The organism is Luteibacter anthropi, assembly GCF_011759365.1.
In the GTDB taxonomy this organism is placed as follows: Bacteria; Pseudomonadota; Gammaproteobacteria; order Xanthomonadales; family Rhodanobacteraceae; genus Luteibacter; species Luteibacter anthropi.
Genome location: NZ_JAARLZ010000002.1, coordinates 627,541 through 640,712 on the forward strand (window position 1 = coordinate 627,541; position 13,172 = coordinate 640,712).

Annotated in this window: 12 protein-coding genes and 1 other RNA gene; 5 read left to right on the plus strand and 8 right to left on the minus strand. The window is 64.6% G+C overall.

Annotation, left to right across the window (positions count from 1 at the left end; translation table 11 throughout):
• Positions 1-46: 46 nt before the first annotated feature.
• The 4 genes from dnaJ to hrcA form a co-directional block, all read right to left on the minus strand.
• On the minus strand, positions 47-1,180 hold the full coding sequence (gene dnaJ, locus HBF25_RS05335) for a molecular chaperone DnaJ (protein WP_166946891.1): 1,134 nt from the start codon (positions 1,178-1,180) through the stop codon (positions 47-49).
• Between the two features lie 124 nt (positions 1,181-1,304).
• A complete protein-coding gene (gene dnaK, locus HBF25_RS05340) occupies positions 1,305-3,230 on the minus strand; it encodes a molecular chaperone DnaK (RefSeq protein WP_166946892.1) in 1,926 nt (641 codons plus the stop codon).
• A 132-nt stretch (positions 3,231-3,362) separates the two neighbouring features.
• On the minus strand, positions 3,363-3,896 hold the full coding sequence (grpE, locus tag HBF25_RS05345) for a nucleotide exchange factor GrpE (protein WP_166946893.1): 534 nt from the start codon (positions 3,894-3,896) through the stop codon (positions 3,363-3,365).
• A gap of 86 nt (positions 3,897-3,982) precedes the next feature.
• The gene (gene hrcA / locus HBF25_RS05350) at positions 3,983-5,041 is read right to left on the minus strand and encodes a heat-inducible transcriptional repressor HrcA (protein WP_166946894.1); all 1,059 of its coding nucleotides are present in this window, start codon (positions 5,039-5,041) and stop codon (positions 3,983-3,985) included.
• 133 nt (positions 5,042-5,174) lie between these two features.
• Between hrcA and recN the strand changes: the two genes are divergently transcribed.
• Positions 5,175-6,845, plus strand: a complete 1,671-nt coding sequence (recN, locus tag HBF25_RS05355) for a DNA repair protein RecN (RefSeq protein WP_166946895.1) — start codon at positions 5,175-5,177, stop codon at positions 6,843-6,845.
• 205 nt (positions 6,846-7,050) lie between these two features.
• On the opposite strand, the gene HBF25_RS05360 is transcribed toward recN, so the two are convergent.
• A complete protein-coding gene (locus tag HBF25_RS05360) occupies positions 7,051-7,680 on the minus strand; it encodes a response regulator transcription factor (RefSeq protein WP_166946896.1) in 630 nt (209 codons plus the stop codon).
• Between the two features lie 86 nt (positions 7,681-7,766).
• Between HBF25_RS05360 and HBF25_RS05365 the strand changes: the two genes are divergently transcribed.
• Positions 7,767-9,386 carry an MASE1 domain-containing sensor histidine kinase gene (locus tag HBF25_RS05365; RefSeq protein WP_166946897.1) on the plus strand — a complete coding sequence of 540 codons (1,620 nt, stop codon included), beginning with the start codon at positions 7,767-7,769 and terminating at the stop codon, positions 9,384-9,386.
• 404 nt (positions 9,387-9,790) lie between these two features.
• On the opposite strand, the gene fur is transcribed toward HBF25_RS05365, so the two are convergent.
• Entirely contained in the window at positions 9,791-10,207 is a 417-nt protein-coding gene (gene fur / locus HBF25_RS05370) for a ferric iron uptake transcriptional regulator (protein ID WP_166946898.1), read from the minus strand.
• A 76-nt stretch (positions 10,208-10,283) separates the two neighbouring features.
• Here fur and HBF25_RS05375 point away from each other — a divergent pair, with 76 nt between their 5' ends.
• Positions 10,284-10,784: an outer membrane protein assembly factor BamE gene (locus HBF25_RS05375; RefSeq protein ID WP_166946899.1), complete on the plus strand. Its 501-nt coding sequence runs from the start codon at positions 10,284-10,286 to the stop codon at positions 10,782-10,784.
• A gap of 39 nt (positions 10,785-10,823) precedes the next feature.
• Here the strand turns inward: HBF25_RS05375 and HBF25_RS05380 are convergent, their stop codons facing one another.
• Positions 10,824-11,096 carry an RnfH family protein gene (locus HBF25_RS05380; RefSeq protein ID WP_166946900.1) on the minus strand — a complete coding sequence of 91 codons (273 nt, stop codon included), beginning with the start codon at positions 11,094-11,096 and terminating at the stop codon, positions 10,824-10,826.
• Positions 11,089-11,520 carry a type II toxin-antitoxin system RatA family toxin gene (locus HBF25_RS05385; RefSeq protein WP_166946901.1) on the minus strand — a complete coding sequence of 144 codons (432 nt, stop codon included), beginning with the start codon at positions 11,518-11,520 and terminating at the stop codon, positions 11,089-11,091. Before HBF25_RS05385 ends, HBF25_RS05380 begins: the two co-directional genes overlap by 8 nt.
• 82 nt (positions 11,521-11,602) lie before the next feature.
• Between HBF25_RS05385 and smpB the strand changes: the two genes are divergently transcribed.
• A complete protein-coding gene (smpB, locus tag HBF25_RS05390; protein ID WP_166946902.1) occupies positions 11,603-12,103 on the plus strand; it encodes an SsrA-binding protein SmpB in 501 nt (166 codons plus the stop codon).
• Between the two features lie 82 nt (positions 12,104-12,185).
• Positions 12,186-12,578: a transfer-messenger RNA gene (ssrA, locus tag HBF25_RS05395) on the plus strand.
• Positions 12,579-13,172 lie beyond the last annotated feature (594 nt).

Consider the following 13,172-nt stretch of genomic DNA (forward strand, 5'->3'; position numbering starts at 1 on the left):
CACGGCTTCCGAACGGTCGCGCGCGAGGCGCGCTCCTACAGGGGGTTTATGAGGTGACGCGGGACCAGAAGTCCTTGATGCCGTCCATGAAGGTGTTCGAGCGCGGGGTGTGTTTTGCGGCTTCGTCGCCGACGAAGGTGGCTTCGAACTGCTGGAGCAGTTCGCGCTGTTCCTTCGTGAGGCGTACCGGCGTTTCCACCACCACCGTGCAGATGAGGTCGCCCGGGCGTCCGCCACGCACCGACTTCACGCCACGTCCGCGCAGGCGCACCTGGTGGCCCGTCTGCGTTTCGGGCGGCACGTTGACCGGCACCTCGCCTTCCAGCGTCGGCACCATCAGCTCGGTGCCGAGCGCCGCCTGGGCGATGCGGATGGGCACTTCGCAATACAGGTCGGAACCATCACGCTGGAAGATCGCATGCTCACGCACGCGCACTTCCACGTAGAGATCGCCCGACGGCGAACCCGCCGGACCGGCTTCGCCCTGCCCCGTGAGGCGGATGCGATCGCCATTGTCCACGCCGGCCGGAATACGCACCGATAGCGTGCGCTCTTCCTCGATGCGGCCCTCGCCATGGCACTTCTTGCAGGGCTTTTCGATCTTCTGCCCCGAACCGTGACAGGTAGGACACGCCTGCTGGATGGAGAAAATGCCGTTCTGCATGCGCACGCGGCCATGGCCGGCGCAGGTGGGGCACTTGGAGACCTTGCCGTCTTCCGAGCCCGACCCGTTGCAGTGGTGGCAGTTCACCTGGGTGGGGATTTCAATCTTCTTCTCGACGCCGAACACGGCTTCTTCGAGGTCAAGATCCATCATGTAGCGCAGGTCGGCGCCACGGCGCGCGCGCTGGCGTCCGCCGCCACCGCCGAAAATATCGCCAAAGATGTCGCCGAAAATGTCGCCGACGTCGCCAAAACCACCGGCGCCACCGCCACGACCGAAGCCGCCGCCCTCGAAGGCGGCATGGCCGTACTGATCGTACGCCGCGCGCTTCTGCGCATCGGAGAGCACGTCGTAGGCCTCTTTGGCTTCCTTGAATTTGTCGATCGCCGCCGGGTCGTCCGGATTGCGGTCGGGGTGGTACTTCATCGCGACGCGACGAAAGGTGGTCTTGAGGTCGCCCTCGGTAACGGTGCGTTCCACACCGAGAATTTCGTAGTAGTCGCGCTTGGTACTCATGTCACGCTTGCTTTCCCTGGACGGACGAACGCGCCGTCAGCTTTCGCCGCGGCGCGTCCGAACCGATTGACCGTTGGTGACGGTGCCGGCATCCACCGGCACCGCCCTACCCTTCGAGGACGACTTACTTCTTTTCGTCCTTGACTTCGGTGAACTCGGCGTCGACCACGTCGTCCGGCTGGGCGGAACCGCCACCCGGCGCCGACTGCTGGGCCGAATCCTGCGCACCGCCGGCCTGGGCAGCAGCGGCCAGCGACTGGGCCACCTGCTCGAGGTTGGCGATCTTGGCTTCGATCACGTCCTTGTCTTCGCCCGTCAGTGCTTTCTCCAGGTCGGACACGGCACCGTCGATGGTTGCCAGCTGCTCGGCCGGGATCTTGCCGCCGTGCTCCTTCAGCTGGCTACGGGTAGCGTGGACCAGCTGGTCGGCCTTGTTGCGCACCTGCACCAGTTCGTGGAACTTCTTGTCTTCCTCGCGGTTGGCCTCGGCGTCGGCGACCATGCGCGCGACTTCCTCGTCCGACAGGCCCGAGCCAGCCTTGATCTCGATCTTCTGTTCCTTGCCGGTGTCCTTGTCCTTCGCGGACACGTGCAGGATGCCGTTGGCATCGATGTCGAAGGTAACTTCGATCTGCGGCGTACCACGCGGCGCCGAACGGATGCCCGACAGGTCGAACTTGCCCAGCGACTTGTTGGCGTTGGCGCGCTCGCGCTCACCCTGGAGCACGTGCACGGTCACGGCCGTCTGGTTGTCGTCGGCGGTGGAGAAGACCTGCGAGGCCTTGGTCGGCACCGTGGTGTTCTTTTCGATGAGCTTGGTCATCACGCCGCCCATCGTCTCGATACCGAGCGACAGCGGGGTGACGTCGAGCAGGAGGACGTCCTTCACGGTACCGCCCAGCACGCCGCCCTGGATCGCGGCGCCCACGGCGACGGCTTCATCCGGGTTGACGTCCTTGCGCGGCTCCTTGCCGAAGAAATCCTTCACGGCTTCCTGCACCTTCGGCATGCGGGTCTGGCCGCCGACGAGGATGACTTCGTGGATGTCGGACACGCGCAGGCCGGCATCGTTGAGCGCGGTGCGGCACGGCTCGATGGTGCCCTTGACCAGGTCTTCCACCAGCGACTCCAGCTTGGCGCGGGTCAGCTTGATGTTGAGGTGCTTCGGGCCCGTGGCGTCGGCGGTGACGTACGGCAGGTTCACGTCGGTCTGGTGCGACGACGACAGTTCGATCTTGGCGCGCTCGGCGGCGTCTTTCAGGCGCTGCAGGGCGAGCTGGTCCTGGCGCAGGTCGATGCCCTGCTCCTTCTTGAACTCTTCCACGAGGTAGTCGATGACGCGGTTGTCGAAGTCTTCGCCACCCAGGAAGGTGTTGCCGTTGGTGGCCAGCACTTCGAACTGCTTCTCGCCGTCGACGTTGGCGATCTCGATGATCGACACGTCGAAGGTGCCGCCGCCCAGGTCGTACACGGCGATCTTGCGATCGGTGGTGGACGCCTTGTCGAGGCCATAGGCCAGCGCGGCCGCGGTGGGCTCATTGATGATGCGCTTGACGTCGAGGCCGGCGATCTTGCCTGCGTCCTTGGTGGCCTGGCGCTGGCTGTCGTTGAAGTAGGCCGGCACGGTGATGACCGCTTCGGTCACCGACTCACCGAGGAAGTCCTCGGCGGTCTTCTTCATCTTCATCAGGACCTTCGAGGAGATCTCCTGCGGGGCCATCTTCTTGCCGTCGGCGGTCTGCACCCAGGCGTCGCCGTTATCGTGCGCGACGATGCCGTAAGGAACGATCTTGAGGTCCTTCTGCACTTCGGCGTCGGTGAACTTGCGGCCGATGAGGCGCTTCACCGCGTAGAAGGTGTTCTTGGGGTTGGTGACGCTCTGGCGCTTGGCAGGCGCACCGACCAGGACTTCGTTGTCCTTGGTGAACGCGACGATGGACGGCGTGGTGCGATCGCCCTCGGCGTTCTCGATGACGCGTGCAGTCGTACCTTCCATCACTGCAACGCAGCTGTTGGTGGTACCGAGGTCGATGCCGATGATCTTGGCCATGATGAAGTTGCTCCGAATTTCAATGCGGCCCCCGCGGCCGCTGCTGTGAAGAAAGTGGGGCTGCGCCCCAGCGATTCAATGCTTTGTGAGATCCCGTCGCACGTCGCCGGAGCGCGTGCAGCGAGCTTTCGTTCAGTTGTCGCGCACCACGGCGACGAGCGCCGGACGCAGCAGACGATCGTTCAGCACGAAGCCCTTCTGGACCACGGCCACGACGGTGTTCGGCGCATGCTCGTTCGACTCGACCGAGCTGATGGCCTGGTGGTGTTCCGGGTTGAACGGCTGGTGCAGCGGATCGACCAGGGACAGGCCGTTGGCCTGGGTCACCTTTTCGAGCTGCTTAAGCGTGAGGTCGAGACCTTCGCGCAGCGTCTTCGCGTCCGCGTTCTCGTTGGCGAGGCCGAGCGCGAGACCGTCGTAGACCGGCAGCAGTTCGCCAAGCAGTTTCTCGTTGGCGAAGCGGCGGGCCTGGTCCAGGTCGCGCTGGAGACGGCGACGCTGGTTTTCGATCTCCGCCCGCTCGCGAAGCACCGTCTCGCGCGCCTGGGACAGCTCGGATTCGAGGGCCGCCAGCCTGGCGGTCAGGGCGTCGAGGTCTGCGTTCACGCCGTTGTCGGCGCCGCCTTCCTGCGCCGGATCCGGCACGTGGGGATCGTTGTTATGCATGTTTACTCCAAATGTCAGCTAACCGGCCCATCCCGTGGAAGGGCCGAACATTCGCGGGAAATACTAAACCCGCCTCCCGGGGCGGTTTATGAGGTCGCCGCGGCGCGATTCAAGGCATCGCTGAGCAGTCCGGCAGTGGCCTGCACCACCGGAATGACCCGCTCATATGCCATACGCGTCGGTCCAATAACTCCGATCGCGCCGAGCATGCGGCCGTTCGTGCCATAGGTGGCGGTGACGATGCTGCACCCGTCGAGGGCCGAGAAACCGGACTCCTCGCCGATGAACAGGCGTACGCCCGGGGCTTTGACGCACATTTCCATGAGCTGAAGCAGGTCGCGCTTCTGCTGGAAGGCGTCGAAGAGGTCGCGGAGCCGGTCGATGTCGGCCAGTTCCGAATAACCCATGAGGTTGGTCTGTCCGCTGACCAGCACGTCGTCGGCGTCCTGGTCGCCGAACGAGGCCGTGGCCAGCTCCACCACGCTGGACAGCAGGCGGTTCAACTCACCACCGGCCTCCCGCAGCTCCGTCGCCAGGTGGGCGCGGATGTCGGCAAGGCGAAAACCGGTGAAATGGGCATTGAGGTAGTTGGCGGCCTGCTCCAGCTCGCCGCCGTCCAGCGGACGGGTGAGCTGGACCACGCGGTTCTGCACCTGGTTGTCCGAGAACACCAGCACGACCAGCACGCGGGCGTCCGGAAGGTTCACGAAGTCGATATGGCGCAGCGGGAAGTCGCCCTGGCGCGGCACCGTGACCACGCCGGCGAAGTGGGTCATGGCCGACAGCAGGTTCGATACGTTGCCCAGCAGATCACGCGTGGTCGTCTGGTGCGGCGGCAGGCCGCCCTGCAGGCGGGCCATCTCGTCTCGCGGCAGCGGTTTCAGTTCGAGCAGGCTGTCGACGAACAGCCGCAGGCCGCGCGGCGTGGGCACGCGCCCGGCCGAGGTGTGCGGCGAGGCCACCAGGCCGGCGTCTTCCAGGTCGGCCATGATGTTGCGGATGGTGGCCGGGCTCACTTCCAGGCCCGACGAACGGGCGAGCGTGCGCGATCCGACCGGCTCGCCATCGGACAGGTATTGGGCAATCAGGGTCCGCAGCAGCCGGCGCGCGCGAGCATCGATGTCGTGACCGTGGAGCGGATTCATGCGCGTGGGTGGGCCGGAAGGTTCGGAACGTCGCGCTATCAATAAGGTCTTGAGCCCCGGCTTGCAAGTCTCGGCTTCTGCGACACGCCTCCGGCTACAATCGCCGCGATTCCTTTCGCCGCCCCCGGTGCCCATGCTCACCTCGCTCTACGTCCGTCAGTTCGCCGTCGTCGAAGAAGCCGAGATCGCCTTCGGACCCGGCCTCACCGTGGTCAGCGGCGAGACCGGCGCCGGCAAGTCGTTGCTCGTGGATGCCCTGATGCTGCTCGCCGGCGCCCGCGCTGACAGCGGCATGGTCCGCGCCGGCAGCGACCGCGCCGAGCTGGCCGCCGAATTCGACCTGGGCGGCCTGCCCGAAGCCGCCGAGTGGCTGCGCCAGGAAGAACTGGACGACGGCGACACCTGCCAGCTGCGCCGCGTGATCCGCGCCGAAGGCGGCACCCGCGGCTGGATCAACGGCCGCCCGGCCAGCCTTGCGCAGATGTCCGCACTGGCCGCGCTCATCGTCGAGATCCACGGCCAGCACGAGCACCAGGCCCTGCTCTCGCGCCAGCACCAGATGACCCTGCTCGATGCCTATGCGGGCAACGACGCGCTGCTGGCCGCCGTGCGCGACACGGCCAGGGCATGGCGCGACGCGGTGAACCGCATCCGCGCGCTGTCCGGTGGTGACGATCGCGAACACCAGATCGACCTGCTCCGCCACGAACTGGAAGAACTCGACCGCTGGGCACTCGTGCCTGCCGCCCTCGAAGAACTCGAAGCCCAGCATCGCCGCCTTGCCAATGCCGGCCGGCTGGCCGAAGGCGCCAACGGCGTGGTGGAACTGCTCGACGGCGAAAGCGAATTCGCCATCGGTCGCGCCCTGCTCCGCGCCCATGCCGAGCTTTCCCGCCTGGCCGAGCTGGATGCCACGCTCACCCCCACGCTGGAACTGCTCGACAGCGCGCAGATCCAGGTGGGCGAAGCGGTGGACGGCTTAAGCCGCTACGCGCAGGACGTGGAACTGGACCCGGAGCGACTGGCCGAGGTGGATACCCACCTCACCCACCTGCACGACCTGTCCCGCCGCTATCGCCTGCCCATCGAAGATCTCTCGGGCAAGGCCGAAGAAGTACGCGAGCGCCTCACCGAACTGGAAGGCGCCGGTGACGCGCTGGAACGACTGGCCCACGAGCGCGATCGCCTGCACAAGGCCTGGAACGACGCCGCGAAGTCGCTCTCCGCCGCTCGCAAGGATGCCGCCGCCCGCCTGGGAAGCACGGTGGCCGCCCTCATGGGCGAACTGGGCATGTCCGGTGGACGGCTCGAAGTCGCACTGGAAACGCTGGAAGGCGACGACCCCGACCCGCAGGGCCGCGAGCGCTGCGAACTGCTGGTCAGTGCCAACCCCGGCCAGCCGCCGCGCCCGCTGCGCAAGGTGGCCTCGGGCGGCGAACTGGCCCGCATCAGCCTCGCCATCGAAGTCGCCACGCTGGGCAACGACAACATCGGCTGCATGATCTTCGACGAAGTGGACACCGGCATCGGCGGCGCCGTGGCCGAAGTGGTGGGCCAGAAGCTGCGTGCGCTGGGCGAGCGCGTGCAGGTGCTGTGCGTTACCCACCTGCCCCAGGTGGCGGCACAGGGCCATGCTCACCTGCAGGTATCCAAGGCCAGCGATGGCGAGGCCACGCGCACGAAGATCCAGGCGCTCGACGCCGCCGGCCGCCGCGAGGAAATCTCCCGCATGCTGGGCGGCGTGGAAATCACCAAGGAAACCCGCGCCCACGCAAAGAAAATGCTGGACCGCGCCCAAGGCTGAAGCCAAAAGCACGTGTAGGAGCGCGCCTTGCGCGCGACCGGAATAGCACCACGCCCCAGCCACCCCACTCCTGTAGGAGCGCGCCTCGCGCGCGACCGGAATCACCGAACGCCTCATCAACCGAACGTTCCGGTCACACCGGTCGCGCGCAAGGCGCGCTCCTACAAGGCCACCGGGTTATTGGTTGTGTGCAGGAGGCGTGGCGTCAGGAGCGGATGAGCCCCCGCTCCTGCGCCATGCGGTAAAGATCCAGTTCCGACCCGGCGTTGAGCTTGTTCATCACCGCGGCCCTATGGATGTAGATCGTCTTCTGCCCGATCCCCAGCTCCGCAGCCACCTGCTTCGGCGCACGCCCGGCGGCCAGCAGCAGGAAAACCTCCCGCTCGCGCGCCGTCAGCTTGCTCATGGGGTCCAGATCCGCCGATGGCCGGCTCAACCGACGCTCGCGCAGGTCCGAGCTGAGGTACTGCTCGCCCGACAGCACGGCACGAACGGCGGCAACCAGCTCCTCCGGCGCCACCCCCTTCGTGACGTAGCCCCGCGCACCCCGCCGCAAAGCCTCCGATACATACGGCTCACCGTCATGCATGCTCAGCACGACGATGCGCATATCGGGGGAAATGCTGCCCAGGTGCTCGATCAACGGCAGGCCACTGCCATCGGGAAGCGACAGGTCTACCGCCACCAGGTCGGGGCGATGCTGGGTGACGGCGTCGACCGCCTCATCCGCATTGCGGGCTTCGGCAACGACGTCCAGGTCGGGTTCCAGCTCGATGAGCCGCTTGAAACCCTCACGAACGATGGCGTGGTCATCTACAAGGACGATTCTTGGCATTCGCAGAATGTAGCAGGCAAACCCCACACCTGTGCACGACTTCCGCCAGAGCGCGGCGACCGGCAGTCGACGTGTAACATTCGTCCATGCGACTACACGCGCTTACCCGCTTCGCCGGCCCGCTGTCCGCCCTCGGCTATGCCGTGGCGTGGATCCTGGTCTGGCCCACCGAGCAGCCTTTCTGGGTCATTCCCTTCGGCCTGCGTTTCGGTGCCCTGCTTCTATCGCCCACCCGCCACTGGCTGTGGATTCTCGTCGCGGAAGTCGCCGCCAGCGGATTCTGCGAATGGCGCAGCGGCCTGCCCATCACCGGCGCCGGCTTCGTGCTGGGCGACGTGCCCGAACCCCTCATGGTGGCCGCCTGCCTCTGGCTGCTTCGTCGCGCCCATCTGCATGCCAGCCTGAGCACGCCGGAAGACGTCGCCCGATTGCTGCTGTCGGCCATGGTCACCGCCACCGTCGCCACGGTGGGCAACGCCGCGATGATGGCGAGCATGCATCCGGCCGCCCCCGTCGAAATGCTGGGCACTACTTTCGGCAGCGACCTGCTGGGCAACTACCTCGGCGTGTTGCTGGTGGTGCCCGTGCTGGTACTCGTGTTCCGCGAGCGCCCCACGCAGTCGGCCATGGCCGAGCTGCTGCTCGACGGCCTGCTGGTGATGCTGCCCTCGCTCGCGATCCTCATCACTCTCGCCGAATACTCGCCGCAGCCGCAGTTCGCCCGCGTGCTGTCGCTGGCCCCCGTGCTGTTCTTCGCCTTCCGCCACGGCTGGCGCGGCGCCGGCCTGGCGATGCTGATCACCAGCGTGGGCCTCAACGTCACCGAGGACATGATCGGTCGTGGCGCTCCCACGGCCGCCGCGCACCTGTTCCTGGCCGTGGCGGGCACCGGCACGCTCATGCTGGGCGCGGCCACCGACGCACTGCGCCGGAGCAGCGAACGCGTGGCCCAGCAGAACACCCACCTGGCCGCCGCCAACCAGCGCCTGGACCAGCTGGCCCGCCAGCTGCGCGACGCCGCCCGCGGCAACCTCCAGGCAGAAGAAAACCTGCGCCGGCACATGGCCTCGGAGCTGCACGACGAGCTGGGCCAGAATCTCACCGCCATCCAGACCCACCTGAAGCTCGCCCAGAACCGCCTGGGCAACGCGGGCCTTGATGACATCGGTCGATCCATCAACGGCATCCTCGGCCACATGCGCCGGGCCCTGCACAAGATGCTCGACAGCCTGCGCCCCTCGGTACTCGATGAATTCGGCCTGCTCCGCGCGCTCGACGAGGGCCCCATCCGCGACATGCTGAGTGCCGCAGGCATCACCTATGTCACCGATCTGCGGGGCGAGCCACGCCTGCTGGACGACGACACCCTCACCGCCCTCTACCGCATCGTGCAGGAGAGCGCGACCAACGTGGTGCGCCATTCCGGGGCCCGCGAACTTCGCCTGAGGCTCAGAATCGGCCTCCGGGACAGCGGTCCCGTTGCCGTCCTTGACATACGTGATGACGGCGCAGGCCTACCGTCAACGCCACGCCCCGTCCGAACGGACGGTGGCGGCCGTGGCCTGCAGGGCATGAGCGACCGCGTTACGGCCCTCGGCGGCCTCTTCCGCATCCGCCCCGAACCTGTAGGACTTCACCTACGTGTGTTGCTACGCAGCACAAGTAGCAGTCTCCACATAGGAAATTTTCCAATACCGGGTCAGTGAACGCTTCGTTACGATCCTTTCATCGATGTGGGGGAGCCGCCGTCGAGAGACGGCGAGCCCGGGTCGGTCGTGGGGACGATCGACCTGATGAGGTGACAAGGTAGTCACCTCACCGGAGGGACGAGGCGCCACCGTGAAAGAAGCGAGCAACTCGCATTTCACGAGCCTCGGACTCACCGGACAAGCCGCTGGTGGACAGGAGTCCACCGGCGGCGTTTTTTTATGGGCTCCAGAAAATTCCCGCCTGATGTCCCCCTGTAGGAGCGCGCCTCGCGCGCGACCGGTTGGACGGAAACCTCCAGGCACATCGCGACATCCGGTCGCGCGCAAGGCGCGCTCCTCCACGGTAGCCGGGCACAAAAAAGGGCCCTTCCGGACCCTTTTTCTCAAGCATTCACAATGACTTAGCGCCCCTTCTTCTTGGGTCGCACATACAGCACCAGGCTATGGTCTTCAATGACATACCCATGGCGCTCGGCAATCTCGTGCTGGAGACGCTCGATCTCCTCGCTGACGAACTCAATGACCTTTCCGCTGTCAACGTCGATCATGTGGTCATGATGCTTGCCGCGGTCCAGCTCGTAGACGGCCTGGCCGCCTTCGAAGTTATGCTTCATCACGATGCCGGCCGCCTCGAACTGGGTCAGCACGCGATAGACCGTGGCAAGCCCGATGTCCTCCTGGTGCGCGAGCAGGCGCTTGTAGATGTCCTCGGCCGTAAGGTGGCGCTCGTCGGCCTCCTCGAAGACCTGCAGGATCCGCATGCGCGGGTGCGTGACTTTCAGGCCCGCCTTGCGGAGCTCTTTGGTTTCCTGGTCCATCTGTCAGACCCCTATCGCGGTGCCATTGGGCGCTTAGTGTATCATCGCAGGCTTCACGAACCGGACGTTACTACGCATGCAAAAGCTGATCCGCACGCTGGGTTTGGCCATGATGGCAACCGCCATCGCAGGCTGCGGCATTGTCTATACCCCCGACGTGCAGCAGGGCAACCTGCTCGACAAGAAAAACGTCGACCAGTTGCAGCCCGGCATGACCAAGCGTCAGGTCCTCGTGCTACTGGGCACCCCTTCGGTGATCTCGCCCTTCGACAGCAACCGCTGGGATTACGTCTCCACGTTCTCCCACCGCGGCCGCGCGATGACGACGCGCACCCTCACCCTCACCTTCAACAACGATGTGCTGGTGCGTAGCGAAGGCGATTTCTTCGCCCAGGACGCCCAGCAGCTGCTGAAGGACTCCGCCAAGTACAAGACCGACTCGGTGAAGGAAACCAAGGGCGACAAGAACACCAGCGCCAACGACAAGAAGTCCGACGACGACGGCATCCACATTGGTGCCGGCGCCTCGTCCGACAGCAACACGCCGACGCCTGCCGATAGCGGCAAGCAGCAGTAAGCGACCTCGCCGCCCGCACACCGGGCGGCGGCGTCACCCTTACCGGGAAGCCCGTCGACGACGGGCTTCCATGGGCTCCAGGGTCAGGGCACGGTAGATTTCCACCCGGTCGCCCTCGTCCAGCGCCTGATCGGCCGCCACCTTCTTCGAGAACACACCCAGGCGGCCTGGGTCGGGCACCACGCCGGCAGGCAGCTGCGGCACGGCCAGGGTTACGGCATCCCATGCGGTGGTGCCCACGGGCACGCTCAGGGCCACCACGGCCTGCCCCTCAGGACCGACATACGCTACTTCCACGGCCAGCTCAGCCATACTGGCGACGCGCCTCTTCGCAGAAGTCGTCCACCATGCGGTTGGCCAGCTGCTGGAACCCCAGTTTCAGCACGGAACCGCCCAGACCGGCATAATCGAAGTCCAGCTCAAGGGAAATCTTGCAGCCGAGGTCACCCAGCGGCTGGAAGCTGAACACCCCATCCAGCGAGCGCAACGGCCCCTCCACGAACTTCATGGTGAGCCGTTCCGGACGCTCCATGGTGTTGCGGGTGGTGAAGTTCTGCTTCATGCCGGCGAACTTGAGATCCAGCCGGGCGAGCAGCACCTTGTCATCCTCCCGCTCGATCACGGTAGCGGCGTCACACCAGCCGAAGCGCTTTGGGTATGCTTCAACGTCGTTGACCAGGTCGAACATCTGCGCGGGCGTGAAAGGCACGATCGCGCTGCGGCGGATTTCAATCACTGGATAGACCTCGTCTTATATTTGCCGGCCAACGGACCCGCCGGCCTCGTATCAGGGACCCGATCGAACGATTTTAGCGGACATGGCAAAAGCGAAGGCAAAGGACACCGAAAAGGAACGCGGCGGCACCATCGCGCTGAACAAGCGCGCCCGCCACGAATATCACATCGACCAGCGCTACGAGGCCGGCGTGGCCCTGCAGGGCTGGGAACTGAAGGCGCTGCGCGCCGGGCGGATCAACTTCGGCGAGGGCTGCTACGCCATCATCGAGCATGGCGAGGTGTTCCTCGTGGGCGCCCAGATTCCACCCCTGATGAGCGCATCCACCCACGTGCTGGTCAACGAACGCCGCACGCGCAAGCTGCTGCTCCACCGCGAGGAGATCGACCGCCTCGTGGGTGCCGTGGAACGCAAGGGCTACACCCTGGTGCCCACGGCGCTGTACTGGAAGAACAACAAGGTGAAGTGCGAAATCGGCCTGGCCAAGGGCAAGCAGGAGCACGACAAGCGCAATACCGACAAGGAACGCGAGTGGGCGATCGACAAGCAGCGCGTCATGCGCTCGCACAACCGCCTCGGCTGACCTGAATGGCCGGACGGCGCCCATTGTGGGCGCCCTCCCCCGGCCATATACTGTGTGATGTAGATACACGACAGTTTTCCCCGGGGGTGTTCTGGTTTCGACGGGGGTAGTGCGATCTACTGGTGCATGCCGAGGGGGTAGCTTTCCTCGTTAAACCAGCTGCAAAAAACATAGTTGCCAATGACAACTACTACGGTGACAACTCGGTGGCTCTCGCCGCCTAAGCTGTCCGGCCCCTAAAAAAGGCCAAACCCCCGAACCGGTCTTGTGCTCATGCTCGCCGGTGTAGGGTCACTATCATGAGACCGCCGAAAGACCCTCCGTCTGTGGGTCTGACGCCAGATCAATCAGATATGTCCGCCGGTGCGCTTAGCACGCCGTGCTGTCGGTGGACGAGATCTAACGGTGAGCTAAGCATGTAGATCTGGAGATTAAACGCCTTCGGACGCGGGTTCGACTCCCGCCACCTCCACCAATCGAGCAGCGGGTCAACGAGAAATCGTTGATCCGTTTTGCTTTCTGGCCGGTGAAAATGCATCACGACGACTGGCGACGACAACAGCGCAGAAGCCGTGCAATGCCTCTACCCTGCCTTGGTACGACTGTCTCGGATGAGGTCTTTTCTCGAAGAACTCAGTTCCGTACCTGGCAGGCAGCCTTCAAAATCAAGAAAGCAACAAATTCACCAACTGATTGAAGACAGCCTCCATGCGGTCCATTTCATCAGGGCTCAATAATATATTCATGACTTCATCGTCGAGTTTCTTGTCGAAAACGTGAAATCCGACCCATTCTTTCGACCAGAAATCAATTCCTCCAATCCTCGTCTGGCCAAAAAATTCAACCCTTTCTATATCGCCGAAATCTCCGTTTAAAAACGAAGAATAAGTGAATACATAATTAGACAAGCCTGGCTTTACATGCAGGTCAAAAATAATCTCTCGTCATAGCGACGTCCCCCCAGATTTGAGTAGTGCCCCGGTTTCGAGTCCAATTCCCCACGAGAAGGAGATTGGACGTGAAGAAGCGCTTTTCCGAAGAACAGATCATCGGCTTCCTGCGTGAGGTC